Raw genomic sequence first — 25,623 nt, 5'->3', positions numbered from 1 at the left:
GCCGGCGGCGAGTGCGTATCGGCAGGCTACTAGCCGTAGGTGTCGCGCGGGCCACGCCCGGGAATATGCCTGGGGCCGTGCCGCCAGCTCGGCGCGGCCGGGCCCTGCACCTTGATGCGGCGCACCACGTCGCGGCCGACGCCGTCGCTGATACGCTTCAGGATCTGGCGCTGGAGCAGGCGCAGCTGCGTGGCCCACGCGGTGGATTGGGCCTGGACGGTGAGCTCGCCGTCCTTCAGCGCCACCGGCTTGGTGTGCTCGGCCACGTCGCCGCCGACCAGGGACGCCCACTTCGCGAAGACCTGGCCGCCGGAGAGGTGCTCGGTCCAGCCGCGCTCGCTGGCGATCCGGGCGGCCAGCCGACCCAGCGGCTGCGGATCGCGGTCGTCCGGGCGGGGCCCGGACCAGCCACGACGGCGGCGTGTCCGGACCGCGCCGCCCTTCTTCTTGCCGTCACGCCGGCGGGCCGCGGACTGCTCCCGGGCGGCCTGCAGGGCGGCCCGGGCGAGGTCGGGACCGGACAGCGCGGCCCCGTCGGACCCGACCGGCGACGTCCCGGTATTCACCGGGACTGCTGTTGATAGTCCTGTTGATGGTCCTGTTGATGGCGCCGAGTTATCCACACCATCCACAGAGTTATCCCCAGATGTGGGCAAATCTGTGGTGTTTCCGGCCGCGGCGATCACTCTGGGTTTACTTGACGACTGCGAACGGTTATACGGCACGTCGCACCTCGCCTTCCCGGACGTCGAATCGGGCACCGGTGAGCTCCGGCGGAACGTCCTCCGGCACCGCCGCGGTCACCAGCACCTGCTCGGCCCCGGCCACCAAGTCGGCCAGCCGGGCCCGGCGGCGGCGGTCGAGCTCGGCGAAGACGTCGTCCAGGATCAACACCGGCTCGGCGCCATCCTCGGTGAGCAGGTGGTAGGAGGCCAGCCGCAACGCCAGCACGAACGACCAAGATTCGCCGTGACTCGCGTAGCCCTTCGCGGGCAGGTCGCCGAGCAGCAGTTCCAGGTCGTCGCGATGCGGCCCGACCAGCGACACGCCGCGGTCGATCTCCTGCGGCCGGACTCGCTCCAGCTCGGCGAGCAGGGCCGCTTCCAGTTCCGCCGGGTCGGCGTCCTTGCCCAGCGGCGCGCCGTAGCCCTCGGGCAGCGACTCGCCGAGGCTGCTGCGGTAGCGGACGTCGGCCACCCGACCGGACGGCACGGTCGCCTCATCGGTCGCCGCGACGTTGGCATATGCGCTGGTCACGTGGGGTGCGATGGCGGCGACCAGGTCGAGCCGACCCGCCAGCAGCTCGGCACCGAACCGGGCCAGGTGGCCGTCCCACGCCTCCAGCGTGCGCAGGTCCGCCGAGCCGCCGCCCTTGCGCGCCGCGCCCGCGGACTTGAGCAGAGCGCTGCGCTGCTTGAGAACCCGGTCGTAGTCCGAGCGGATACCCGCGTACCGGGGTGACCTCGTGACCAGCAGGTCGTCGAGGAACCGGCGGCGCTCGCCCGGATCACCGCGCACGATCGCGAGGTCCTCCGGTGCGAACAGCACGGTGCGCAGGATGCCGAGCACGTCGCGAGGCCTGGCGACGGCACCGCGGTTGATCCGCGCCCGGTTGGCCTTGCCCGGCGTGATCTCCAGCTCGACCAGCAGCTCGCGCCCGCTGTTGACCACGGCGGCCCGCACGACCGCGCGCGCCGCGCCGTCGCGGACCAGCGGGGCATCGGTGGACACGCGGTGGGAGCCGAGGGTCGCGGCGTAGCCGATCGCCTCGACCAGGTTGGTCTTGCCCTGCCCGTTGGCCCCGAGCAGCACGGTGATGCCCGGCTCCAGGTCCAGGTCGGCGTGCGGCCACGACCGGAAGTCGGTCACTTGCAGATGACGGACGTACACGGCGATCCAACTTATTCGCAGCTTTGTTCGGTCGTCCGCCCGGTCGCCGAATTCGCGGATTCGACGCCTTTGTCGTCGGCGGTGCTCCCTGGGGCGGTTTTTCCTGGTAGCTGCCTGGTGCGTTGAGTCGCTACCGCACCTCAACGTACTCAAGACACCTGACCTGCGGAAACAGCGAGGACGGTCGGCGGTGTTGATTTGTCGGCAAAGCAACACCGCTTCCGGGCCCCGGTCAGTCCTCGGTCTTCTCCACGGCGTGGCCGCCGAACTGGTTGCGCAGCGCCGCGACCGCCTTCATGGCCGGGGAGTCCTCCTGGCGCGAGGCGAACCGCGCGAACAGCGAGGCGGTGATCACCGGCGTGGGCACGGCGTTGTTGATCGACTCCTCGACGGTCCACCGACCCTCGCCGGAGTCGTTGACGTAGCCGCGCAGCTCGGCCAGCTCCGGGTCCTCCTCTAGCGCGCGGACCAGCAGGTCCAGCAGCCAGGAGCGAACCACCGTGCCCCGGCTCCACGCCTTGATCGTCTCCGGCACGTTAGTGACCACGTCCGACGCCGACAGCAGCTCGAAGCCCTCGGCGTAGGCCTGCATCAGGCCGTACTCGATGCCGTTGTGCACCATCTTCGCGTAGTGCCCGGCACCCACCGGGCCGGAATGCGCGAAGCCCTCCTCCCGTGGGCCTTCCGGGCGCAGCGCGTCGAAGATCGGCATGGCGCGCTCGATGTCCTCGACGTCGCCACCGGCCATCAGGCCGTAACCGTTCTTGGCACCCCACACGCCGCCGGAAACCCCGACGTCGACGTACTTGATCCCGCGCTCGGCGAGCAGCGCCGCGTTGGCCTGGTCATCGGTGAACTTCGAGTTGCCGCCCTCGATCACCAGGTCGCCGGACGACAGCAGCCCGGCCAGCTCCTCGACGGTCTGCCGGGTCGGGTCGCCGTGCGGCACCATGATCCAGACGATCCGCGGGCCGGCCAGCTTCTGCACCAGCTCCGCGATGGAAGCGACATCGCTGACGTCCGGGTTGCGGTCGTAACCGACGACGTCGTGACCGGCGGCGCGCAGCCGCTCACGCATGTTGAAACCCATTCGGCCGAGACCGACAAGTCCGAGTTGCACCGGATCTCCCTCTGCGAGCTGTATATCGACTGGTTGGTCGGCGCGGATGGCCGGCCGCGGGGTGAGGACCACCAGCTAAATCGATCCGACCGGAGCCTAGCCATCGGCGTTCGCGGCTCCGGTCGGGCAGTGCGCCGGATGTGACCCAGGTCAGCCAGGAAGGCGGACCGGCATCAGGAGGTAGAGGTAGCCCTCCGCCACTTCGCCATCCTCCCCAACCGGCTTGATGAGGGCCGGGCGGTTGGCGGTGGTGAACTGCAGCTGGGCGCGCCCGGTCTTCATCGCGCCGAGCCCGTCGAGCAGGTAGGCCGGGTTGAACGCGATGGTCAGCGGCTCGCCGACCAGCTCGATCGCAAGCTCTTCCTCGGCGCTGCCCTCGTCGTCACCGCCGGCGGTCAGCCGCAGCAGCCGGTCGGAGAACTCCAGGCGCACCTGGGTGCCGCGCTCGGCGACCAGCGAGACGCGCTTGATCGCCTCGACGAGCGGGGCGACGTCGACGTCAGCGGTCACGGCGCTCTCGGCGGGCAGCAGCTGCCGGTACTTCGGGAACTCCGCGTCCAGCAGCCGGGTGGTGTTGCGGCGCGCCGTCCCGGACAGGCCGAGCAGGCCGTCGCCGGAGGCCAGCGAGATCTCCACCTTGCCGCCACCGGTGCCCAGCGTCTTCGCCGAGTCGGCAAGGGTCTTGGCTGGGACGAGCACCGCGGTGTCCTCCATCGAGGTGCCCGGCTCCCAGGTAATCTCGCGCATCGCCAAGCGGAACCGGTCGGTGGCGACCATGGTCAGCTTGTCGTTGTTGATCTCCATCCGGATGCCGGTGAGCATCGGCAGCGTGTCGTCCTTGCCGGACGCCACCGCGACCTGGCCGACGGCCTCGCTGAACAGATCGCCCGGAACCGAACCGGCGTGCTCGGGCATCGCGGGCAGTTCGGGGTAGTCCTCGACCGGCATGGTCGGCAGGCTGAACCGCGAGCTGCCGCAGGTGATGGTGACGCGAGAGCCGTCGACGGTGATCTCGACCGGGCGGGCCGGGAGCGCCTTGGTGATGTCTGCCAGCAACCGCCCGGAAACGAGGGTGCGTCCGCTGGCGTCGATCGAGGCGTCGATGGTGACCTGCGCCGAGACCTCGTAGTCGAACCCGGAGATGGTCAGCGCCTCCCCGGAGCTCGCGTCGAGCAGCACTCCGCCCAGCACCGGAACCGGTGGGCGCGACGGCAGGCTGCGCGCGACCCAGGCGACGGCGTCGGCGAGACCGTCACGTTCCACGCGGATCTTCATGGGTGTCCTTTCGGTTCCAGCCGTGGCTCGGCTGCCGGAGAACTGTGTAGAGCTGGAGCGCAGCTCATCGGGTCGGTGTAGTCGGTGTGCCCCGCGCCCCTCGCAACGAGGACGAAGCGGTCCCCCACGAGCGCCGTGCACGCGAAGTCGGCTCGAGCTCGCCCCGGAGTTCACACCGGCGGCCTCCGCAGGAGTTCCACCGTAGAGCGTGCGCCGAGATCTCCGCATCCGGGTCCGGGCAGTTCGTGCTGCCGTCCTGGCGGTCCAGGCCGAGTTGTCCACTTATCCACCGAGCCTTCTTCTCTTTTTCTTTTTTCTTCAAAGAGAAGAAATGACCGTCGTAGTAGTAGGGGCTGTGAGTTGTGGGGACAAGTGTCGTTTGGGCTGGTCGGACGGCGTGGTCGGTTGTGGATGAACACGGGATGTAACTGGGGACTACGACGTCCGGGTTGTGGACAACTTCTGCCCCACCTCGGTTTATCCACAACCACCCCGAGTTGTCCACAGTTCCATCCACAGCTTTCGGCCCGGTTATACCCAGCCCCTGTTGGTTTTGGGCTCGTCCACCGATCAGGTTGTGGGCAAAGCTGTGAAAGCGTTGTGGTCAACTGGGCTCCGCTCTGTGGGCAGCTTGCTCCAGCTTGTGCACAGCTTGTGGATGAATTGGGGAAAACTCCAGGTCAGGCCTGGGGATGGAGAACCTGTGGATAACTCGGGCCTTGCCGCTGACATGGCGGACTTTTTTATCGATGGGGTGAGGCGAAGACCACCCGGGTCCTCAGAAAAATTCGGCGCGCCAACTCCCTTCGCGAGTGCGTAGCGCGCTTGATCAACCTCGGAACGTGGTGGTTTGCTGTCCGGGCGCGCGCCCCGCGGCCGGTTCACAGCCTTCGATGCGCGCGCATCCCGGACCCCGGCGGCCCGCGAAACGGCCCGAAGTTTTCTGTCGGGGCGGTCTGATGCGAGCCGGGTGGTCCAACAGAAATCTCTCGACGTCCCCGGCGGACCCCGGGACGTCCGGCGCGCGCCGCGAAGCGCGCAGCGACCAACGATCAGGCGGAGCCCCACTCCGGGCCCGACGGCGCGCGGCCGGAGCGATTCCCCACGGGCCGCTACGGGAGAGCTTTCTGCTGACGGGGGTGGCTCGCGCCGGGCGGGGTCAGCAGAAAGATTCGCCGCGAGAGGCGAAGGAATCACACCGGGGACCCCGAGATGGCCCCGCAGCGGCCATCTGAGCGGCCCGACCCTTCTGACCTCGAACTTCTCAACAGCACGGCAGCATCAGGCAAGCAGCGAAGGCGCGCAGGGACGCCCCCGGTTTCCTTTGAGAGGTCAGCGGGACTGCTGCTTGATTCGGGCCGTGAGCTCTTGGACGTGCTCGTAGACGCGGCGCCGCTCGGCCATCTCCTTGCGGATCTTCTTGTCCGCGTACATCACCGTCGTATGGTCGCGGCCGCCGAAGTACTGGCCGATCTTCGGCAGCGACGAGTCGGTCAGCTCCCGGCACAGGTACATCGCGATCTGGCGCGCCTGCGCCAGCGCCTTCGTCTTGCCCGGGCCGCACAGGTCGTCGATGGTCACGCTGAAGTAGTCCGCTGTCACCGCCATGATCGTCGGCGGGGTGATCTCCGGGGTCTGCGAGTCCGGGATCAGGTCGCGCAGCACGATCTCGGCCAGCTGCAGGTCGACCGGCTGCCGGTTCAGCGACGCGAACGCGGTGACCCGGATCAGCGCCCCCTCCAGCTCGCGGATGTTGCGCTCGATCCGGGACGCGATGAACTCCAGCACGTCGGCCGGCGCATTCATCCGGTCCTGGGCGGCCTTCTTGCGAAGGATCGCGATCCGCGTCTCCAGCTCCGGCGGCTGGATGTCCGTGATCAGGCCCCACTCGAACCGGGTGCGCAGCCGGTCCTCCAGGGTGCGCAGCCCCTTCGGCGGCCGGTCCGAGGACACCACGATCTGCTTGTTCGAGTTGTGCAGGGTGTTGAAGGTGTGGAAGAACTCCTCCTGGGTTCCTTCCTTGCCCTCCAAGAACTGGATGTCGTCCACCAGCAGCACGTCGACGTCGCGGTACCGGCGCTGGAACGCCACCTGCCGGTCGTCGCGCAGCGAGTTGATGAAGTCGTTGGTGAATTCCTCGGTGGACACGTAGCGGACGCGCATCCCGGGGAACAGCCGCTGGGCGTAGTGGCCGACCGCGTGCAGCAGGTGCGTCTTGCCGAGCCCGGACTCGCCCCAGATGAACAGCGGGTTGTACGCGCGGGCCGGTGCTTCCGCCGCGGCGACGGCGGCGGCGTGCGCGAAGCGGTTCGAGGAGCCGATGACGAACGTGTCGAAGGTGTACTTCGCGTTCAGCCGGGTCTGCGAGGTCGGCGGCGCGTGCTTCGGCGCGGTGAACGGCTGGCCCTGGTGCGGCTCGCCCGGTTGTCCGGCGCGGCCGAAGGTCGGCCAGATCTCGTTGGCGGACTCGTCGGCTTCCGGCTCGGTCGCCGCGCTCTCCGGCTCGTCGGTTTCGCCGTCGCCGTCGGCATCCAACGGCGACGGAACCTCGCCGTTGGGCCATCTGAACTCGGCCGTCGAGAAGTCGATCCCGGGGTGCTTGTCCGGTGCCGCGTGCCGTCCTCCGGCGTCGGGCAACGAACCAGGCACCGGACCGGTGACGGGCCCGCTGATCGAGCCGGTGTGCGCGGTGTTCCCGAAAGCTTCGGGCCCCCGCCCGAAGCCAGGCGCGGAGACGAACGGATGCCCGGAGTGATCGGCGCCGGTCGGAGTACCGGGACCGCGGCCGGACCAGGAATCGGCCGACCAGGAATCGGCCGACGCGGGTGCCGCGACCGGGCGGGTGGGCGCGGGAACGGCGGTGTCCACCTTCACCGCCAGCGACACGGCGCGGCCGAGCCGGCGGGAAAGCGCGTCGGTGATCGGGTCGCGCAGCGCGCGCTCGATGGCTTCCTTGGCGAAGTCGCTCGGCGCGGCGAGCAGCGCGGTACCGTCCAGCAGCCCGATCGGTCGGGTCACCCGCATCCAGGCGCGTTGCTGAGGCGAGAGCGTGCCGGAAGACAGCTCCTGCACCACCTCATCCCAAACTCGAACGAGATCGGCTTGGTGGTCGGACACCGCCTTGCTCCCCTCCCCTCGCTCGCGCAGCCCCCGGTGCGGTCCCGGGCCAGGCTCCCACGGTGCTCGGGCGCGGGCGGTGTCACGGGACGGTGGGGCCATACTCAAGTGGACACCTGTTCGAGCAGGTGTCCACAGAGTTGTCCACAACTTGTGTATGAAGGTACGGCAGGCCGCTCCGGTGATCCTTCCTGGGGCGGCTGTACCGCTGCGATCGAGGTCAGGTGCCCACCGAAGACCGGTGCTCCCACACACCGGTCCGCGCATCGCAGGGGGGCACGCTAACAAGGTCGCGCCCGCGTCACAAGCGACTCCCGGAGATGCCGCGAAGATCGGGATGTGGCAGCCTGGTGGCCACTGGTGCGGCGGCTGTGCCCGGTGATCGTCGCCGGTTGGCGACCCCGGTTCAGCGTCCTCCGCTGCCACTGCGTACTCTCGTACAGTCCCCCGCTTCCTGAGCGGGCATGTCGCTGCGCCGAGATTCCGGCGCCGTGCACCGCTCGGTGTTCGCCGATCGCCGCACGGCCAGCGACTGCGGCTCGCGAAACAGGGACACCTTGACCGAACCGTGGTTCACCGTGGCCATCGGTGCCTGTAGTAACCGGGAGATCCGACCGTGAGCAAGGGCAAGCGCACTTTCCAGCCGAACAACCGCCGCCGTGCCAGGAAGCACGGGTTCCGGCTGCGCATGCGCACTCGGGCCGGCCGGGCCATCGTGGCCTCGCGCCGTCGCCGGGGTCGCGCGCAGCTGACTGCCTGATCGCGTCCGGCCGTGCTTCCCGCGGCAGCCAGGCTGACCAAAAACCAGGAGTTCCGCCTGGTGGTCCGTCGTGGTCGCCGGGTCGGCCGGTCCCGCCTGGTGGTCCACGTGCTGCGTCCGGACCAGGCTCGGGACCTCGGCCCGCACCACACCGGCGAGGCCTTGCCGGAAGCCGAGGCGAAAACGGCACCCACCCGGAATTCGGATGTCTCGACCCGGGTGGGTTTTGTCGTGAGCAAGGCCGTGGGGACGGCCGTCGTCCGGCACCGGGTCACCCGCCGCCTCCGGCACCTGATGCGCGACCTCCTGCCGGCGTTGCCCGCTGGCACACTGGTGGTGGTCCGCGCCCTGCCGCCCGCGGCAGGTGCGTCCAGCCGCGAGCTCGGTGCGGATCTCGACGTGGCGCTGCGCAAGCTCCGCGTCCTCGCCCCCGATGTTCCGGCGACGGGTTCCAGGTGATGGCTTCGGACGAGCGCCACGACGACAGGCTCCGCGCCCCTGCTCGGCGCCCGGGCCCGCTCGCCTGGGTGCTGCTCGGTCCGGTGCACGTCTACCGCAAGGTGATCTCCCCGCTGCTGCCGCCGTCGTGCCGGTTTTACCCGAGTTGCAGCACCTACGCGGTCGAGGCACTCACCGTCCACGGCCTGTTCCGCGGTGGCTGGTTGACCCTGCGCAGGTTGCTGCGCTGCGGCCCCTGGCACCCTGGAGGCCTGGACCCCGTTCCACCGCCCCGTGAGCGGTCCGCGGCGGGCGACCCCGTTGGTGGCCGCGTACCCGAGAAACCTGCCGAGGAGTAGCCCGCGTGCTGGACTTCATCTATTACCCGGTGTCGGCCATCCTCTGGTTCTGGCACAAGGTGTTCGGCTTCGTGCTGGATCCGGCCAGCGGCTACGCCTGGGCGCTGGCGGTGATCTTCCTCGTCTTCACGCTGCGCGCGCTGCTGTTCAAGCCGTTCGTGCACCAGGTGCGGTCGATGAAGAAGATGCAGGAGTTCGCGCCGCAGATCCGAGCGCTGCAGGCCAAGTACGGCGACGACCGGCAGAAGCTGGCCGCCGAGATGCAGAAGATGCAGGCCGAGCAGGGCTTCAACCCGATCAGCGGCTGCCTGCCGATGCTGGTGCAGGTCCCGGTGTTCATCGGGCTCTTCCACGTGCTCAACGGGTTCAAACCGGGCGCACCGTCGAACTACATCTTCAACGCCGACGACGTGGCCTCGTTCGTGGCGGCCGATCTGTTCGGCGCGAAGCTGTCGAACACCATCAGCCAGACCCCCGAGGTGCTCGCGACGTTCGGCACCGACCGTGTGGAAATGATGCTGGTCGGTGTGCCGCTGATGATCGCCGCCGCGATCGCCACGCACTTCACCGCGCGCCACTCGGTGCAGCGGCAGACCGCCGACGCGGCGGCCAACCCGCAGACGGCGATCATGAACCGGATGACGCTGTGGATCTTCCCGATGTTCGCGATCATCGGCGGTCCGTTCCTGCCGCTGGCCATCCTCATCTACTGGTTGGCCAACAACTTCTGGACGCTGGGTCAGCAGCGCGTGGTGTACCGCCGGATCGACCACGAGGAGGCTGCGCTGGCCGGCGCGCCCGTGGTCGTCGAATCCACTGGGGTGGAGACGGACACCACGCGGGCCGCGGACCCGGCGGCCAAGGACCAACCCGGTGAGATCCCCGGGGTGATCGAAGACCGTTCTCGCGACACGGACAAGCCGGGCGAGTCCCGCTGAGTCCGTCGCGAACCCTGGAGAGGAGACACCCAGTGTCCGAAACCGTGCAGGAGTCGAGCCCGTCCCCGGCCGAGCCCCAGACCGACAGCACCGAGAACACCGAGACTGAAAAGTCCGAGGTGTCGAACACCGAAGCTCTCCTGGTGCAGGAGGGCGACATCGCGGGTGACTACCTGGAGCGGCTACTCGACCTGCTGGACTACGACGGGGACATCGACCTGGACGTCGAGGCGGGTCGCGCGGTGGTGAGCATCGACGGCGGCGACGATCTGGAGAAGCTGGTCGGCGGACGCGGCCAGGTACTGGAGGCGCTGCAGGAGCTGACCCGGCTGGCGGTGCAGCAGGAGACCGGCGTCCGCAGCCGGCTGATGCTGGACGTCGCGGGCTGGCGGGCGGGCCGTCGGCAGGAGCTGACCGAGCTCGGGCGCTCGACTGCGGAGACCGTGCTGGAGACCGGCAAGGAGGCGCGACTGCGCCCGATGACGCCGTTCGAGCGGAAGATCATCCACGACGCCGTTGCGGCCGTCGACGGCGTGCACAGCGAGAGCGAAGGCGAAGAGCCCAACCGCAAGGTCGTCGTCTTCAAGAGCTGACTGCTGCCCCACCGGTGCCCCCGTCGATCCTCGGACCGGCGGGGGCACCGTCCTATTCGGGCCCGTGTTTCACGTGAAACGCGGCGGTTGGACGAGACCTCGATGCGTTCGCTTCCTCGAAGTAGCGCCCGCGCCGTCGCGGGTTCTCAGACGTCGCCTGACGAGTAAGCCCTTACTCCTGTTGTAATTGCGCGAATCGGGGATCTGGAGTCCGGGCGGCGCCTGTGGTTGCGCCGCCCGCATCGCCACGTGCGTTGAGCCGATTCCCCCAAGGAGGTTTCACGTGAAACGCGGGTTGCCGTGTGACTGCGGATTGCGATCCGGCAGGCTTAGGTGAACACACCTGGTTCCACGTGAAACATCGACACGGGGTGAATGCTTTGACCGGAGGTGCGCCATCTGAGGCGCGGGTCGTATTCGGCGAGCGGTTGGCGTTGGCGGAACGCTTCGTCGAGTTGCTCCAGGAGCACGGAATCCGCCGCGGTCTGATCGGTCCGCGCGAACTGGACCGGCTCTGGGAAAGACATTTATTGAACTCTGCGGTGATTGCGGAGTTGCTGCCACCGAATTGCCGGGTGTTGGACGTAGGCTCTGGGGCGGGGTTGCCGGGCATCCCGTTGGCAATCGCCCGCCCGGATCTGAACCTGACCCTGTTGGAGCCGATGGCTCGACGGGTGACGTGGTTGCAGGAAGTCATCACCGAGTTGGCGCTCACCGTCGAGGTGGTGCGTGGACGTGCCGAGGAGGGCCCGGTGCGCGAACGGCTGGCCGATCAGGACGTCGTGACCGCGCGTGCCGTGGCGCCGATGGAACGGCTCGCGAAGTGGTGCCTCCCGCTGCTTCGGACCGGGGGCCGGCTGCTCGCCATGAAGGGCGAGAGCGCGGCGGAGGAACTCGAACGGGATGCGGCGGCGATCGCTGCGGTCGGCGGCGGTCGCGGCGAAGTGGTTTCGTGTGGTGTCGGTGTGATCGAGGTGCCGACGACCGTCGTCGTGGTGGAGCGGGTCGCGGCGACCCGAAATGCGTCCGGTCGGCGTCGTGACGGTGCACGTCGAACGAGAAAGGATCGTGGACGGTGAATCCGGAGTCAAACGGAGCGGGTCGTGTTTCACGTGAAACGAGGGGGCGTGCAATGGGCGGGCTTCGGTTCCCCTCCGGGCCGGGAGGCGAGTCGTCTATGAGCAGCTTCGGCAAGGACGACATCGGCTGGACCCCGATCATGGAGGAGGCCCAGCGGGCGACCCGGGTGCTGCACCCGGAGACCCTGGAACTCCCCCGCCCCACCCATCGGCGGATCATGACCGTGGCCAACCAGAAGGGCGGCGTCGGCAAGACGACGAGCACGGTGAACCTCGCGGCCGGGCTGGCGCTGCATGGGCTCAACGTGTTGGTCATCGACCTCGACCCGCAGGGCAACGCGAGCACCGCGCTGGGCGTCGAGCACCGCTCCGGCGTCCCGTCGGTGTACGAGGTGCTGCTCGGTGAGATCAGCATCGCCGATGCGGCGGCGCAAAGTACCCAGTCGAAGAACCTGTGGTGCGTGCCGGCGACGATCGACCTGGCGGGCTCCGAGATCGAGCTCGTCACCATGGTGGCGCGCGAGGGTCGGCTGAAGGAGGCGCTGAACTCCGAGGTGGTGGACCAGCTCGCACCCGACTACGTCCTCATCGACTGCCCGCCGTCGCTGGGGCTGCTCACGGTGAACGCGTTGGTCGCCGCGAACGAGGTGCTGATCCCGATCCAGTGCGAGTACTACGCGCTGGAGGGGCTGGGCCAGCTGCTGCGCAATATCGAGCTGGTGCAGGCGCACCTCAACCCCGCGCTCTGGGTGTCGACGATCCTGTTGACCATGTACGACGGACGCACCAAGCTGGCGGACCAGGTGGCCGCCGAGGTACGCGGCCACTTCGGGGACCTGGCGCTGCGGACGGTCATCCCGCGGAGCGTGAAGATCTCCGAGGCCCCCGGCTTCGGCCAGACGGTGCTGACGTACGACCCGGGCTCGCGCGGGTCGATGAGCTACCTGGACGCCGCTCGGGAGATCGCCGAGCGGGGTGCTGAGAGGAAGACAGCATGACCGAGCGTCGAGGTGGTCTTGGCCGCGGCATCGCCGCGCTGATCCCCAGCGGTCCCCCGGCAGGCGCTCCCCCGGCGGGTGCCGACGGCGTGGCATTGCAGAGCAGCCCGGCCCTGCGTAAGTCGTTCGGCAACCGGTCCGGGTCCGATGTTTCACGTGAAACCGGCGGTTCCGTGGCGGGCGCGGTTTACCGCGAGATTCCCATCGACTCGATCGCGCCCAACCCGAAACAGCCCCGGCAGGTCTTCGAAGAGTCCGCGCTGCACGAGCTGGAGCACTCGATCCGCGAGTTCGGGCTGCTGCAGCCGATCGTGGTGCGGGAGCTGGGCGCCGACAAGTTCGAGCTGATCATGGGTGAGCGCCGGTGGCGTGCCTCCCAGCTAGCCGGGCTGAAGGTCATCCCCGCGATCGTCCGCAGGACGCAGGACGACGCGATGCTCCGGGACGCGCTGCTGGAAAACATCCACCGGGTGCAGCTGAATCCCCTGGAGGAGGCGGCGGCCTACCAGCAGCTGCTGGACGAGTTCGGCGTGACCCATGACGAGCTGGCCGACCGCATCGGCCGCAGTCGCTCGGTCGTCACGAACACGATCCGCCTAATGCGGCTGCCGCTGGAGGTGCAGCGGCGGGTGGCGGTCGGGGTGCTGTCGGCCGGGCACGCCCGCGCCCTGTTGGGCCTGGAGGACGTCGAGCAGCAGGAGGACCTCGCGAAGCGGATCGTCGCGGAGGGCTTGTCGGTCCGCACGACCGAGGAGCAGGTCAAGCTGATCAAGTCGGAGGCGCCGCGGAAGAAGAGGGCGGCGAAGAAGCCGATCGAGGCCCCCGGCTTCGACCGGTTGGCGGACCGGCTGTCGAACCACTTCGACACCACCGTCAAGGTGGAGCGCGGCAAGCGGAAGGGACGGATCGTCGTCGAATTCGGGTCGGTTGACGATCTTGAGCGGTTGGTGGAGTTGATCTTGATTAATCAGGACCGCGAGATCCATGAGCAATGATACCGAGATCTTTCGTCACGGTGACGATGACTTACGGTAGTTGAAAATCGCATACAGTAGTTAAAAATCAAGAGTGCTCATCGCACTCGCTCGCGACAAGAAGAGGGCCGGTCTCGTCGGAGACCGGCCCTCTTGTTTCACGTGAAACAGCGGATCACCGCGATCGCGCGATCGCCCGCTCGACGAGCGTCGCGAAGACCTCCCCCAGTGACCGCCCGGCGGCCTCGACCGCCATCGGCAGCAGCGAGGTCTCGGTCAGTCCGGGCGACACGTTGACTTCCAGGAAGTGCGGCGTCCCGTCCCGGTCGATGATCGCGTCCGTCCGCGAGACGTCGCGGAGCCCGAGTAGTCGGTGTGCGGCGATCGCCAGCTCGCCCGCGGCGGCGGCGGCTTCGGCCGGGACCTCGGCGGGTGCGTGGTAACTGGTGAGCCCGGCGGTGTAGCGGGCGGTGTAGTCGTAAACCCCGTCCGCCGGCTCGATCTGCACCGCGGGCAACGCCTCCGGTCCATCCGGCCCGTCGATGACGGTGATCGCCACCTCGGTCCCCTCGACGAACTGCTCGACGAGCACCGCGTCGCCGTAGGACAGCGCGCCCACCATCGCCGCGGGGAGCTCGGCGGCGTCGCGCACCACGTGCGCGCCCAGCGCCGACCCGCCCTGGTCCGGCTTGAGCATCAACGGCAGCCCGAGCTTGGCCACGAGCGCGTCCAACACGGCCTGCGCGCCGAGCTCGCGGAACGTTGCATGCGGCAACGCAACCCAGTCCGGCGTGGCAAGCCCGGAGCGCGCCAGTTCGGCCTTGGCGGTCGGCTTGTCCCAGGCCCGGCGGCAAGCATGCGGGCCGGTGCCGACGTACGGGACACCGACCATGTCCAGCACGGCCTGCACCGCGCCGTTCTCCCCTTCCCCGCCGTGCAGGGCGACCACGACCGCGTCGGGGCGCTCCTGTTCGATGCGGGACAGCAGCCGGGCGTCGGCATCCCACTCCGCCACGGTCACGCCGACCGAACGCAGTGCGGCGGACAATCGGCGCCCGGAGCGCAGCGACACCTCGCGCTCGTGCGACAGCCCCCCTGCGAGCACGGCAACCCAGCGTTCAGACACTCAACACACCCCTGGAAAGTAGTAGTCCACTGTGCTCAGGAGGACTCCTGGTGCACAGTGGACTGTTTGGATTTCGGGCCAGGATTCGGCGAAAACTCTACGCGGTGTCGGGAGACGGAACCTGCGGGCCCGGGACGCTGCGCTGGGGCACCGTGCCGAAGGTGCGGACCAGCTCCATCTCCTCGGTCAGCGTGTTGGCCAGCCGTCGGACGCCCTCGCGGATCCGCTCCGGTGTCGGGTAGCAGAACGACAAGCGCATCTGCCGGCTGCCGAACCCGTCGCGGTAGAACCCGGTGCCCGACACGTACGCGACCCGCTGGGTCACCGCGCGGGGCAGCATCGCCTTGGTGTCCACGCCCTCCGGCACGGTGAGCCAGACGAAGAAGCCGCCGTCGGGGCGCGTCCACGTGCAACCCGGCGGCATGTACTGCTCGAGCGCGCTGAGCATCGCGTCGCGCCGCTCCCGGTACTGCTCTTGGAAGATCTTGATCTGTCCCAGCCAGTCGTGCGTGCTCAGGTAGCGGGACACGATCATCTGGTTCAGCGTGGGCGGGCACAGCGTGGCCGACTCGGCGGTCAGCACCAGCTTCTCCCGGATAGCGTGCGGCGCCAGCACCCAGCCGACGCGCAGCCCGGAGGCGAATGTCTTGGAGAACGAACCGAGGTAGACGACGTTGTCCGCATCCATGCTGCGCAGCGCGGGGTGCGGCTGGCCGTCGAAGCCGAGCAGGCCGTACGGGTTGTCCTCCACCACGAGGATGCCGTGCTGGGCGCAGATCTCCAGGATCTCGGAGCGCCGCGGCAGGGCCAGCGTGATGCCGCCCGGGTTGTGGAAGTTCGGAATGGTGTAGAGGAACTTGATCCGCTTGCCCTGCGCGGTCACGTTGGCGATGGCCTGGCGCAGTGCCTCCGGCTGCAGGCCGTCCTCGTCCATCGCGACGTGCACGACCTCGGCCTGGTACGCGGCGAACGAGCCGAGCGCGCCGACGTAGGACGGGCCCTCGGCGAGGATGACGTCGCCCGGGTCGCAGAAGATGCGGGTGACCATGTCCAGGGCCATCTGGGAGCCCGCGGTGACCATCACGTCGTCCGGGTGGGCGGTGATCCCCTCCAGCGCCATGACCTCGCAGATCTGCTCGCGCAGCTCCGGCACGCCGTGCGCGGAGCCGTACTGCAGCGCGACTTGGCCGTCGACGGAGATGAGGCGGGCGACCTCGGCGGCCAGCGAGTCCAGCGGCAGCGCGGCGAGGTTCGGCATGCCGCCGGCCAACGAGACCACCTCGGGGCGGCTCGCGACGGCGAAGAGAGCTCGGATCTCGGAGGCCGTCATCCCGGTGGTCCGCTCCGCGTAGTGCGCCCGGTACGCGTCCAGGTTGCGTGCGGGCTTCTCGGGCGGGCTGGGCTGTTCCGGCGTGGCCGGCGGGCTTCCGTGGTCCGACATATCGCGCTCCGGTTTCGGTTGTGCGCTCTGCTCATCCCGTGGGGACGATCGGGCGATTCTATAGGGCCTATCGTCACAACCCACCCGACATGTAACGAGCACCTCGCAATAGCGGGTCTCCGATCTCGTTCTGCGTGGCGGTGCGGGTGGCGGCACCTCAGGGGCCTTCTCGACTCCGGGATCCCCGACTGGCGTTGGGGCTGGCCTCGCGAGATAGCTCCGGAGAACCCGCGGCGGTGCAGGTTGCATAGGTGGGCCAAGTGGCTTCGCCACATGCGGCAGCTTGGAGCGCATCCCGTTCAGGTGTCGCCGTGGCGGTTGTTCCGGTGGCGGTGGTGGTGGCGGCTCCCTTGTGATCGGTTGGCCGGAGGTAAGCGATCTCACTCCATCGGGTTGCTGATGGCGTGCGCTGTGGGTTCCGGTGCCGGGCTGCAGCGGCTTATCCTGGCGGCATCCCGCCGCATCTGCGCGGGTTCGTGCGGGTTTCCAGGAGGTCAGGTGTCGCGACGCGTCGTCGGCGTCACGCTGGACAACCTCGACCACCTGCCCCGGCGGTGTCGCCGATGTGTTTTCTGGGAGTTGGCGCCGCACGTCCGGGAGCAGGCCGAGGAGTTCGGCGAGACCGAACTGGAGAAAGAGGCTTGGGTCTCCAGCGTGCTGCTGGAGTGGGGCTCCTGCGGCCGCATCGTCTACGTGGACGGCGTTCCGGCGGGGTACGCGATGTACGCGCCGCCCGCGGCCGTGCCGCGCTCCAACGCCTTCCCCACAGCCCCGGTGAGCGCGGACGCGGTGTTGCTGACCGCGCTGCGCGTGCTGCCGGAGTTCGAGCACGGTGGGCTGGGGCGGATCCTGGTGCAGAACGTGGCGAAGGACCTGACCCGGCGCGGGGTGAAGGCCGTGGAGGCCTTCGGCGACCTGGCGGGCTCCGCCGAGAGCTGCGTGATCCCGGCGGGCTTCCTGCAGCAGGTCGGCTTCAAGACGGTTCGCCAGCACCCCAAATGGCCCAGGATGCGGCTTGAGCTGCGCACCGCGATCTCCTGGAAGGAAGACGTGGAGGCGGCGCTGGAGCGGCTGCTGAGCTCGGTGACGATCAAGACGGCCGAACCGGCCATAGGCGGCGCCTGACCGGCCGAACAGGCCCGGCAGGATGACCAAGTCGACAGGCCACCAAGTCGGAGAGGCCACCAAGTCGGAGAGGCCACCCGGCCACCCAAGTCGACGTCGACAGGTCACCAAGTCGAGAAGTCACCAAGTCAACGTCGACAGGTCACCAAGTCGACAAATCCCCCAACCATCCGGGAAGAATCTTCCGCATCGCAGAACGGAGATTTCGTTTCCGCAATTTCAATGGAAATTGGACCTTCGATTTCCATTGAAATTGCGGCGGACCAGTGCGGTCAGGCGCCCTCGGCGCGGGCGAGTTCGTGGCGCAGCAGGTCATCGAAGGTGAACGTGCCCGTCGGCTGGTCGTCCTTGCCCAGCAGGTACAACCGCTTCACCGCGACCAGCAGGCCCTCCGCGACGACGTCCCGGAACGCCGGGTCCAGCAGCCGACTGCGGTCCCGGGCGTTGGTCAGGTAGCCGATCTCCATCCGCACCGCGGGCATCCGGGTCAGCCGCAGCACGTCCCATGTCTTGGGGTGGGTGTGGCAGTCGCGCAGCCCCGTCCGGGCCACGATTTCGCGCTGCAGGAAGCCCGCCAGCGCCTCCCCCACGGTCGACGTGGTGCCGTTGCCGGTGCCGAAGTGGAAGCTCGCCACGCCCTCCGCCAGCGGCGACTGGTTGGCGTCGATGTGCAGCGACAGGAACATGTCGGCGCCGGCCTCGTTGGCGAAACCGGCTCGGTCGGCGTCCGGCGGGCTGGCGTTGGGCCCGCGGGTGATCAGGGCCTCCATTCCGGTGGCGACCATCCGGCCTTCCAACCGGCGGGCCAGGTCCCAGGTCAGGTCGGCCTCGTGCACGTTGTCGATGCACACCCCGCGGTCCGTGCCGCCGTGGCCCGGGTCGATCACGATCCGCTTGCCGCGCAGCCGGGGCCCCGCGCGCCGCACCTTCTCCTGCTCGCGCAGGAACACCGGCCGCCCGCCGCGGACCTTCGGCGCGAGCTGCTTGAGCGCCCGCAGCGTGCCCGGCCCGCAGATGCCGTCGGGGTTCAGCCCGTAGTCACGCTGGAAGCTGCGCAGCGCCTGCTCGGTCTCCCGGCCGAAGATGGCGTCCGGGCGGCCCGTGTCGAAGCCCAGCTCCAGCAGCCGCTCCTGCAGCGCGAAGACGTCGTCGCCGCTGATCGGCTTGGACACCAGAAAGGCCAGCGACCGGTCGCCGAGGCGCCAGCGCGCGTCCGTCAGCGCCCGGTAGGTCGCCGGGCCCACGACGCCGTCGGTGATCAGCCCACGTTGCTGTTGGAAGACCCGGACCGCTTGTTCCACCGCGTCGTCGAAGATCGACGGTCCCGTCCGGGTGTTGGCCGGAAGCAGACCCAACGCCGCAAGGGTGTTCCTGATCTCGGCAACGGCCGGACCGACGTCACCGCGGTGGAGCAGCTGCATGCACTCCTCGCTCGATTCAGGCGCCGGTACTGGCACCGACGCGAAGGATGGCCGGGTTTGCCCCGGATTCCCGTTCTGCGTGCCGGGTCCGGAAGGCGGACCCGTCGGGTCATTGTGCCTTGTGCACCGAGACCCGGCGCTACGGCCCACGACCACCGGGGTGGACGTGCGACAACGGTCCGTGGGTGGGTGATCTCGTTCGGTGCGCGAAAACACGATCCCGCCGTCACTGTCCTATCGACTAGACGGCGGGACCGCGTTATTCGGTTGCGTCAGATGGAGTCCGATTTCACAGGTACTCGGACAGGTCCGACTCCAGCGCCGCCTTCGGCTTGGCGCCGACGATCTGCTTGACCGGCTGGCCGTCCTTGAACAGCAGCAGGGTCGGGATGGACATCACCTGGTAGTCGCGCTGCAGGCTGGGGTTGGCGTCGATGTCCAGCTTCGCGACGGTGATCTTGTCCTTGTGCTCGCCGGCGATCTGCTCCAGCACCGGGGCGACCATCTTGCACGGGCCGCACCAGTTGGCCCAGAAGTCGACCAGGACCGGCTTGTCGCTGTCCAGGACCTTTTCCTTGAACGTCTTCTCGTCCACGACCACCGTGTTGGTGTCGGCCATGTTCCTTCTCCCTGTCGGTTTGGTGCTGCCTGGAGTCAGTTCGCCGAGCCGGGCCCGTAGCCGCCACCGACGAGCTCGGCGGCCACCTCGGCCTCGGGCACGTCGTGCTCAGCGAGCCAGCGTTCGGCATCCATTGCGGCGGAGCATCCGGAACCGGCCGCGGTGATCGCCTGCCGGTAGGTGTGGTCCACCAGGTCGCCCGCGGCGAACACGCCGGGGATCCCGGTGTGCGTGGTGGGCTGCTGGACCTGCACGTAACCCTCGGCGTCCAAGGTGACCTGGTCGCGCACCAGCTGGCTGCGCGGGTCGTGGCCGATCGCGACGAACATGCCGGTCACGTCCAGCTCGGAGGTCTCGCCGGTGACCGTGTCGCGGAGCTTCAGGGTGCTGACGGCATTGCCGCCGACGACCTCGGTGACCGCCTTGTTGGTCAGCCACTTGATCTTCTCGTTGGCCCGGGCCCGCTCCAGCATGATCTTGGAGGCGCGGAACTCCTCGCGGCGGTGGATGATCGTCACCGACCGGGCGAAGCGGGTCAGGAAGGTAGCCTCCTCCATCGCCGAGTCACCGCCGCCGATGACGGCGATGTCCTGGTCGCGGAAGAAGAAGCCGTCGCAGGTGGCGCAGGCGGACACGCCGTGGCCGAGCAGGCGCTCCTCGCCCGGGACGCCGAGGTAGCGGGCGGCGGCGCCCATTGCGAGGATGACCGCCTTCGCGCGGTACTCCACACCGCCTGCGAACACGGACTTCACGCCGGCGCTTTCTTCCCCTGGGGTCAGGTCGAGGCGCTCGACGTCCTCGGCCCGCAGCTCGGCACCGAAGCGTTCCGCCTGGGACCGCATCTGCTCCATCAGATCCGGGCCCATGATCCCGTCGGAGAACCCCGGGAAGTTCTCCACGTCGGTGGTGGTCATCAACGCGCCACCGAACTGGGTGCCCTCGAAGACGAGTGGTTCGAGCTCCGCCCGTGCGGCGTACACCGCAGCGGTGTATCCGGCGGGGCCAGAGCCCACGATGATCACGTTGCGGACTTCGCCAGTCACCGCGCCCCTTCCGTCGTAGCGTCTCCGTCGCGCTCGGCGCGCGACGGTACCCGGCTCAACGCGATCCTATTCGGGTCTGTTCCCGATCACGGAGACGCCGTGCCGGAGGGCACAGCGCAGCCGACCCCGTCCCACGGATCGGGAGTCGGTGAGACGCGGCGGCCGGGTGCGGATCGCACCCGGCCGTCAGCATGTGGGAGGCGTTCCTAGCCGCCGAAGGTGGAGTCCGAGACCTTGGCCGGGTTGCCCGGGCCGCACTCGGGTCCCACCGCTAAAAGGCGGAACTTGCCGATGGCACCGCCTTGCAGAACCAGCAGCTGGGCGGGTTTCCCATTGAGCGTTATCTCCCGCGCGCCCAGCGGTTTGCCGCTGTTGACGCCGTTGGCCTGCAGGCAGCCGATGAGCCGTTGCGGGTCCGTCAGCGTGCTGCTGTACTGCTCGGACTTCATGATCTCGCCGAACTGCTCGCCGTTCAGCGTGACCTGCTCCCCCCGCAGCGCCAGCGGCGCCGGTGCCCCGCCGGTCGCGGCCGGCTGCGCCTGGTTGCTGCCTGAGGTGTCCGTGTTGCTGGGCAGGACCGAGAACACCACGGCGGCGGCCGCGGCGGCCACCCCGGCCAGTCCGGCGCCCAGCGTGAACCGCCTCCGGCGGCGCTGCTTGGCCGCGGCGAAGTCGATCACCTGGCCGTCCTGCTCGGCGGGCGGTGCGACGGGCTCGGCCGGCGGTGCGGCAGCGGCCTGTTGCTGGGCCCAGGCCCGGACCTCGTTCTCCAACGCGGCATCGATGCGGGCCGAAACGTCGTCGGGAATCGTCAGCGGCGGCAACGCCGCCAGGTCTGAGCTAGTGGCGTCCAACGCCGCCAGGATGTCTCTGGCCTCCGGGTCGTCCTGGACCTGGACGCGCAGTTGGTCGGCGGTCTGCTGGTCCAGCACTCCGGCGTGGAGATCGGCCAGCAGGTCCAGGGACCATGGTGGCCCCTGCGGCGCCCCCGTGCGCCGGTGTTCACCACTCATCGTCCCTCCCGTCGACGCATGGCCATCGCGTCATCTGGGACGTTCGCATCTGCACTTGGGTTCCGCAGGTGTCCCAGAAGTTTGGCGAGTTTGGCCCGCCCGCGCGCGCACCGGCTCTTGATGGTTCCCTCCGCAACCCTCAAGATCGTTGCTGTCTCGGCCACGGAGTATCCCTCCACGTCCACCAGCACGATCGCGGAGCGTTGATCTTCGGGGAGTTCGGCGAGCGCCTCCTGGACGGCCATCTTGGTGTCCTGCTCATCGATGGCGTCGCGGGGAACCGCCGGTTCGGTCGGGCCGGTTTCCGGCAGCGGCACGGTCGGCCGGGCCTGGCGGCGGCGTATCCGGTCCAGGCAGGCGTTCACCACGATCCGGTGTAGCCAGGTGGTCACCTGGGATTCGGCGCGGAACGACGAAGCGTTGCGGAAGGCCGAGATCATGGCGTCCTGAAGCGCATCGGCGGCGTCTTCGTGGTCGCGCATGGTTCGCAGCGCCACTGCCCACAGCCGATCCCGATGTCGGCGGAAGAGCTCGGAGAACGCATGTGGATCTCCGTTGGTATGCGCCGCTATGAGTTCGGCGTCCGAGCTGACGGGGACAGACACGGAACACAACTTTACTGTTCCTGTGAAACGGCACACCCGCCACATTGACCAGCGGCGGATCTGGCCAGGTCAGTGGTCGCGGCGGGAGCCGGGCGCCGCCCGAGTCCGCACCACGACCGTCAGGCCGCGCTCCCGCTGACCTTCACCTCGTTGATCTGCGAGGCGAATCCGCCGTTGCTGGGGACCAGCTGGGTGATCACCACCAGGACCTGCTGGGTCGGCGAGTCGGCTTGGATCGGGATCGAGGTGTCGCCGGCGTTGAGCACCGCGGACCCGAGCAGTTTGCCGTCCATGCTCGGCGTGCCGTTGACCTGCCGGATCTCCACCTTGGTGCCCGCGCTCTGCGAGTTGATCACCACTTCCCGCAGCACGGCGGCGTGGTCCAGCGTCAGTACCGCGCCGGTGCCGTTGCTGATACCGCCGGGGCCGAGCTGCTGCTTGTAGGCGAACGTCGACCACCAGGTGCCCGGGTTGCCGTCGAACAGGTTCGGGATGCGTTGCGGGGCGTCCGCATCGCCGCTGGTGTTGAACGAGGTGCCTGCGGTGATCTTCACCGGGGTCGCGGGTGCCTGCGGCTGTTCGCTGGGTTGCTGCTGACCGCCGGGGCGGTTGCCGGTTTCCCCGATGACCTGGCCGGTGTTGTGGCCGGTGTTGGTCTCGGTGAACATGCCGATCAGGGAAGCCGCGATCCAGCCGACCACCAGCAGCGTGGCCACCGCGAGCACGCCGACGCTGATCATCAGCTTCTTGCGCTTCGCCTTGTCCGGCTTGGGGTCTTCTCGCCGCCAGACCTCGTTGCTCTCGGTCGACCGCGCGCCCTGCGCCGACGCGCTGCTGTTCTCGAAGGTCGCGTGCTGTTCCAGCACGCGGAGCACCGCCGCGCCGGTGCGGACCCCGCCGGTGGTGCCGATGGAGTCCGGGTTGCCCAGCGCGCGCACCGCGACCGTGGACAGCTCCAGCGGCACGGTCGGCCGCAGCGTGCGCGGCGCGACCAGGTTGCCGTCGGGTCCGGTTGGCGCGGCGGGCAGGCCCTCGGGCGCGTCGCCGAGCGCCCATCGGCCGGTGAGCAGCAGGTACAGCGCGGCGCCCAGGCCGCGCACGTCGTCGCTGGAGGTGGCCTGCGCCATCGGGCCCGGGAACGCCATCCGGATCTCGCCGTCCGGGGTGACCCGGATCCGCTGCGGGTGGTCGGCGCCGAGCACCAGGCCGGCGTGGTGCGCCGCCTCGACGGCGGCGGCCAGCGGCTGCAGCAGCCGCGCCGCGGTGCCGGGCGGCAGCGGGCCCTCGGCGACCAGGTCGAGCAGGTCGGTGCCGTGCGTCCACTCGGCGATCACGAGGCCGAGCACGCCGGTCGGGTCGCTGGACGATTGCGTGACGACGTCGAGCACCCGCGCGACGCCGACGTGGTTGAAAGTGCTGGCGTGCATCGCGCGTTCCAGGGTCCGGCGCGCGCCCGACGCCGCCTCGGCGTCCGAACGGTCGCCGACCAGGATCGTCAGTGCGACGTCTCGGCCGAGCACGCCGTCCTTGGCCCGCCACAGCTGCACGTTGCAGCGTTTGTCCGCACCGACTTGGGAGAGCAGCCGGTACCGGCCGTGATCCAGTACCCGGCCAGGCGTCAGCGCCTGCTCGGTCGAACCCTCGTCGCCGGACTCGTCGCGTTCCGCAGCGATCTGCTCAGTGGGTTTGCTGGTCACCTTCCCTCTCCCGCTCCTTCCGGTCCGCCAGGGGTTGCGTGCCACCCCGATTCCCCCGCGGAAGGAGACTTCGCCAACGAGGGTACGTGACGCGGAAGTCAGCGACGACGCAGCAAACCGGTGAGCCGCCCGAAGGCGGGCTGCAGTTCCGCCACCCGCAGCACAGACATCAGCCCGAAGATCGCGGCCAAACCGATTACGCAGCCGACGATCAACTGCAGCCAACCCGTTCCGGCACCGGCGGTTCCGGGGATCAGCGCGTCCACGCCGAGCGTGCCCGCCCAGGCGAGGAGTCCACCCAGCACCGAAGCCGTCAACGTTTTCGCCAGCGTGACAAGGAAACGCCGGCTGCCCAGCGGGCCGAGCCGGTGCCGCAGCCAGGCTTCACCGACCAACCAGCCGATCACGAACGTGAACGAGTTGACGAAGCACAGGCCGAACACCACCTGCTCGGGTGCCAACACGGCGGGCAACGCGAACGCCAGCAGCACCTTCGCGACGGTCATCACGACCATGATCAGGGTCGGGGTGCGCGCGTCGTTCAACGAGTTGAACGTCCGCATCTGCATCATCGTCAGCGCGTAGGGCAGCACGCCGAACGCGGAGACGGCCAGTCCGAGGCCGAGGGTGTTGGCCTGCTCGAGCAATTCGGGCTTGACCGTCGTGAACAGGGCCACCGCCAGCGGGACGCCGAGCGCGGTCATGACTGCGCTGATCGGCAACAAGGTCACAGTGGACAGTCGGTTGCCCAGGGACAGGTCGTCGATCACCTTGGCGTGGTCGCCGTCCGCGGCGGCCGCGCTCATCCGCGGCAGGATCGCGGTCATGATCGAGAAGCCGATCACGCCGTAGGGCAACTGCAGCAGCATCCACACGTAGTTGTAGGTCGACAGGGCGCCCCCGGCGGCCCCGGTGGCCACCCGGGTGAGCGCCCAAAGCCCCACCTGGCTGACCGCCACGTAGCCGAGCATCCACAGCGCGAGCCCGCCGAATTCCGACAACCGCGAGTCCCAGCCCCACTGCCAGCGGAAGCGGAACCCGGTCTTGCGCAGCGCGGGCACCTGCACCGCGGCCTGGCACACCACGCCAAAGGTGACACCGATGCCCAGCACGAGCAGGTGCGCGTCGGTCATCGACACCGGGTCGAGCGTGATCTTGCCCGGCAGCAGCACGTAGCCGCCGATGGTGGCGATCACGACGAGGTTGTTCACCACCGGCGCCCAGGCCGGCGGGCTGAAGATCTGCTTCGCCTGCAGGATCGCGCCGACCAGCGCGCTGATGCCGTAGAAGAAGATCTGCGGCAGCAGGAGGTAGGCGAAGGCGCTGACCAGGTCCCGGTTGGACGCGTCGGACTCGGTGACCAGCGCCCAGGTCAGGACCGGCGTGCAGACCATCGCCAACAGCGTGCCGAGCGCCAGGACCACCGTGGCCAGCGTCATCAGCTTCTGGACGAACCGCTCACCGCCGTCGGCGTCGGACTTCTTGGCCCGCACCAGCACCGGCACCACGACGCTGGTCAGCACACCACCGATGAGCAGCTCGAAGAGCATGTTCGGCATCGTGTTGGCCACGTTGAACGAGTCGTTCTCGACCGCGAAGCCGATCACCCCGGCCAGCATCAGCTTCCACAGGAAGCCGGTGATCCGGCTGGTCAGGGTGGCGATGGCCATCGAGCCGCTGGCCCTGAGCAGCGACGGCTTGCCCGGTGAGACCGGGCGGATGACCTGGGTCTGCTCGGTGGCCTGCTCCGCGGCCTGGCTCATGCCGGGTTCCGGCGGCACCACCGGGATCGGCTGGGTCTCCGCGACGTGCCAGCCGCGCGGCACGCCCGGCGCCTGGGGCACGGCGTCAGGCCGGCGGATCGGCACGGTCGGGCGCGCTGCTTCGGGGCGTGGCGCCGGACGTGGCGCGGGCCTGGGTGGCCCGGGGTTACCGCTCATCTGCCCGGCATCCCTGTCTCGGTTCACTGCCTCAAATCCTTCGCCCGTCGGC

The 25,623-nt window shown here is 69.0% G+C and carries 23 protein-coding genes; 9 read left to right on the top strand and 14 right to left on the bottom strand.

Annotated features, from left to right (window positions below):
- Positions 1 to 29: 29 nt before the first annotated feature.
- The 5 genes from ACRXBZ_RS19725 to dnaA form a co-directional block, all read right to left on the bottom strand.
- Complete coding sequence (locus ACRXBZ_RS19725; RefSeq protein ID WP_433880344.1) at positions 30 to 566, bottom strand: DciA family protein; 537 nt, start codon at positions 564 to 566, stop codon at positions 30 to 32.
- Positions 567 to 714: 148 nt separating this feature from the next.
- Complete coding sequence (gene recF, locus ACRXBZ_RS19720) at positions 715 to 1,890, bottom strand: DNA replication/repair protein RecF (RefSeq protein ID WP_433880343.1); 1,176 nt, start codon at positions 1,888 to 1,890, stop codon at positions 715 to 717.
- Positions 1,891 to 2,122: 232 nt separating this feature from the next.
- Positions 2,123 to 3,010: a phosphogluconate dehydrogenase (NAD(+)-dependent, decarboxylating) gene (gene gnd, locus ACRXBZ_RS19715; protein WP_433880342.1), complete on the bottom strand. Its 888-nt coding sequence runs from the start codon at positions 3,008 to 3,010 to the stop codon at positions 2,123 to 2,125.
- A gap of 150 nt (positions 3,011 to 3,160) precedes the next feature.
- A complete protein-coding gene (gene dnaN, locus ACRXBZ_RS19710) occupies positions 3,161 to 4,285 on the bottom strand; it encodes a DNA polymerase III subunit beta (RefSeq protein ID WP_433880341.1) in 1,125 nt (374 codons plus the stop codon).
- A gap of 1,332 nt (positions 4,286 to 5,617) precedes the next feature.
- A complete protein-coding gene (gene dnaA, locus ACRXBZ_RS19705) occupies positions 5,618 to 7,402 on the bottom strand; it encodes a chromosomal replication initiator protein DnaA (protein ID WP_433880340.1) in 1,785 nt (594 codons plus the stop codon).
- A gap of 616 nt (positions 7,403 to 8,018) precedes the next feature.
- Between dnaA and rpmH the strand changes: the two genes are divergently transcribed.
- From rpmH to ACRXBZ_RS19665, 8 genes are all read left to right on the top strand, one after another.
- A complete protein-coding gene (rpmH, locus tag ACRXBZ_RS19700) occupies positions 8,019 to 8,162 on the top strand; it encodes a 50S ribosomal protein L34 (RefSeq protein ID WP_083822226.1) in 144 nt (47 codons plus the stop codon).
- A gap of 12 nt (positions 8,163 to 8,174) precedes the next feature.
- Positions 8,175 to 8,621, top strand: coding sequence for a ribonuclease P protein component (gene rnpA / locus ACRXBZ_RS19695; RefSeq protein ID WP_433880339.1), 447 nt, complete (start codon positions 8,175 to 8,177; stop codon positions 8,619 to 8,621).
- A complete protein-coding gene (gene yidD / locus ACRXBZ_RS19690) occupies positions 8,621 to 8,959 on the top strand; it encodes a membrane protein insertion efficiency factor YidD (protein ID WP_168585943.1) in 339 nt (112 codons plus the stop codon). The genes rnpA and yidD overlap by 1 nt, the downstream gene beginning before the upstream one ends.
- 5 nt (positions 8,960 to 8,964) lie before the next feature.
- Positions 8,965 to 9,897, top strand: a complete 933-nt coding sequence (gene yidC, locus ACRXBZ_RS19685) for a membrane protein insertase YidC (RefSeq protein ID WP_433880338.1) — start codon at positions 8,965 to 8,967, stop codon at positions 9,895 to 9,897.
- Between the two features lie 32 nt (positions 9,898 to 9,929).
- Positions 9,930 to 10,490, top strand: a complete 561-nt coding sequence (locus ACRXBZ_RS19680; RefSeq protein ID WP_433880337.1) for a Jag family protein — start codon at positions 9,930 to 9,932, stop codon at positions 10,488 to 10,490.
- Between the two features lie 380 nt (positions 10,491 to 10,870).
- A complete protein-coding gene (gene rsmG, locus ACRXBZ_RS19675; protein WP_168585940.1) occupies positions 10,871 to 11,569 on the top strand; it encodes a 16S rRNA (guanine(527)-N(7))-methyltransferase RsmG in 699 nt (232 codons plus the stop codon).
- Between the two features lie 98 nt (positions 11,570 to 11,667).
- Positions 11,668 to 12,567: a ParA family protein gene (locus ACRXBZ_RS19670; protein ID WP_223839738.1), complete on the top strand. Its 900-nt coding sequence runs from the start codon at positions 11,668 to 11,670 to the stop codon at positions 12,565 to 12,567.
- Positions 12,564 to 13,562 carry a ParB/RepB/Spo0J family partition protein gene (locus ACRXBZ_RS19665; protein ID WP_433880336.1) on the top strand — a complete coding sequence of 333 codons (999 nt, stop codon included), beginning with the start codon at positions 12,564 to 12,566 and terminating at the stop codon, positions 13,560 to 13,562. Before ACRXBZ_RS19670 ends, ACRXBZ_RS19665 begins: the two co-directional genes overlap by 4 nt.
- Positions 13,563 to 13,716: 154 nt before the next feature.
- On the opposite strand, the gene ACRXBZ_RS19660 is transcribed toward ACRXBZ_RS19665, so the two are convergent.
- Together ACRXBZ_RS19660 and ACRXBZ_RS19655 are read right to left on the bottom strand one after the other, a co-directional pair.
- A complete protein-coding gene (locus ACRXBZ_RS19660; RefSeq protein WP_433880335.1) occupies positions 13,717 to 14,667 on the bottom strand; it encodes a D-alanine--D-alanine ligase family protein in 951 nt (316 codons plus the stop codon).
- A 97-nt stretch (positions 14,668 to 14,764) separates the two neighbouring features.
- The gene (locus ACRXBZ_RS19655; protein WP_433880334.1) at positions 14,765 to 16,108 is read right to left on the bottom strand and encodes an aminotransferase-like domain-containing protein; all 1,344 of its coding nucleotides are present in this window, start codon (positions 16,106 to 16,108) and stop codon (positions 14,765 to 14,767) included.
- A gap of 498 nt (positions 16,109 to 16,606) precedes the next feature.
- On the opposite strand from ACRXBZ_RS19655, the gene ACRXBZ_RS19650 reads away from it, so the two are divergent.
- The gene (locus ACRXBZ_RS19650; protein WP_433880333.1) at positions 16,607 to 17,233 is read left to right on the top strand and encodes a GNAT family N-acetyltransferase; all 627 of its coding nucleotides are present in this window, start codon (positions 16,607 to 16,609) and stop codon (positions 17,231 to 17,233) included.
- Positions 17,234 to 17,505: 272 nt separating this feature from the next.
- Here ACRXBZ_RS19650 and ACRXBZ_RS19645 read toward each other — a convergent pair whose 3' ends face one another.
- The 7 genes from ACRXBZ_RS19645 to murJ form a co-directional block, all read right to left on the bottom strand.
- Positions 17,506 to 18,654: an N-acetylmuramoyl-L-alanine amidase gene (locus ACRXBZ_RS19645; RefSeq protein WP_168585934.1), complete on the bottom strand. Its 1,149-nt coding sequence runs from the start codon at positions 18,652 to 18,654 to the stop codon at positions 17,506 to 17,508.
- Positions 18,655 to 18,943: 289 nt separating this feature from the next.
- Entirely contained in the window at positions 18,944 to 19,273 is a 330-nt protein-coding gene (trxA, locus tag ACRXBZ_RS19640) for a thioredoxin (protein ID WP_168585933.1), read from the bottom strand.
- A gap of 35 nt (positions 19,274 to 19,308) precedes the next feature.
- The gene (gene trxB, locus ACRXBZ_RS19635) at positions 19,309 to 20,316 is read right to left on the bottom strand and encodes a thioredoxin-disulfide reductase (RefSeq protein WP_433880332.1); all 1,008 of its coding nucleotides are present in this window, start codon (positions 20,314 to 20,316) and stop codon (positions 19,309 to 19,311) included.
- Between the two features lie 206 nt (positions 20,317 to 20,522).
- A complete protein-coding gene (locus ACRXBZ_RS19630) occupies positions 20,523 to 21,329 on the bottom strand; it encodes an RsmA family anti-sigma factor (protein WP_433880331.1) in 807 nt (268 codons plus the stop codon).
- A complete protein-coding gene (gene sigM / locus ACRXBZ_RS19625) occupies positions 21,326 to 21,934 on the bottom strand; it encodes an RNA polymerase sigma factor SigM (protein ID WP_433880330.1) in 609 nt (202 codons plus the stop codon). Before sigM ends, ACRXBZ_RS19630 begins: the two co-directional genes overlap by 4 nt.
- Before the next feature lie 119 nt (positions 21,935 to 22,053).
- Positions 22,054 to 23,631 carry a protein kinase family protein gene (locus tag ACRXBZ_RS19620; RefSeq protein WP_433880329.1) on the bottom strand — a complete coding sequence of 526 codons (1,578 nt, stop codon included), beginning with the start codon at positions 23,629 to 23,631 and terminating at the stop codon, positions 22,054 to 22,056.
- 98 nt (positions 23,632 to 23,729) lie between these two features.
- Positions 23,730 to 25,571, bottom strand: coding sequence for a murein biosynthesis integral membrane protein MurJ (gene murJ / locus ACRXBZ_RS19615; protein WP_433883918.1), 1,842 nt, complete (start codon positions 25,569 to 25,571; stop codon positions 23,730 to 23,732).
- Between the last annotated feature and the right edge of the window lie 52 nt (positions 25,572 to 25,623).

Source organism: Saccharopolyspora hattusasensis (genome assembly GCF_050972075.1).
GTDB classification, from domain to species: domain Bacteria; phylum Actinomycetota; class Actinomycetes; order Mycobacteriales; family Pseudonocardiaceae; genus Saccharopolyspora; species Saccharopolyspora hattusasensis.
This window is presented reverse-complemented; position numbering and strand designations above follow the sequence as displayed.

What these genes read in the sequence shown, in the direction of transcription:
- ACRXBZ_RS19630 (WP_433880331.1), bottom strand. Translation starts at nt 21,329, where the DNA reads ATGAGTGGTGAACACCGGCGCACGGGGGCGCCGCAGGGGCCACCATGG.
- ACRXBZ_RS19655 (WP_433880334.1), bottom strand. Translation starts at nt 16,108, where the DNA reads ATGTCGGACCACGGAAGCCCGCCGGCCACGCCGGAACAGCCCAGCCCG.
- yidD (WP_168585943.1), top strand. Translation starts at nt 8,621, where the DNA reads ATGGCTTCGGACGAGCGCCACGACGACAGGCTCCGCGCCCCTGCTCGG.
- ACRXBZ_RS19645 (WP_168585934.1), bottom strand. Translation starts at nt 18,654, where the DNA reads ATGCAGCTGCTCCACCGCGGTGACGTCGGTCCGGCCGTTGCCGAGATC.
- murJ (WP_433883918.1), bottom strand. Translation starts at nt 25,571, where the DNA reads ATGAGCGGTAACCCCGGGCCACCCAGGCCCGCGCCACGTCCGGCGCCA.
- trxA (WP_168585933.1), bottom strand. Translation starts at nt 19,273, where the DNA reads ATGGCCGACACCAACACGGTGGTCGTGGACGAGAAGACGTTCAAGGAA.
- dnaN (WP_433880341.1), bottom strand. Translation starts at nt 4,285, where the DNA reads ATGAAGATCCGCGTGGAACGTGACGGTCTCGCCGACGCCGTCGCCTGG.
- ACRXBZ_RS19670 (WP_223839738.1), top strand. Translation starts at nt 11,668, where the DNA reads ATGAGCAGCTTCGGCAAGGACGACATCGGCTGGACCCCGATCATGGAG.
- ACRXBZ_RS19665 (WP_433880336.1), top strand. Translation starts at nt 12,564, where the DNA reads ATGACCGAGCGTCGAGGTGGTCTTGGCCGCGGCATCGCCGCGCTGATC.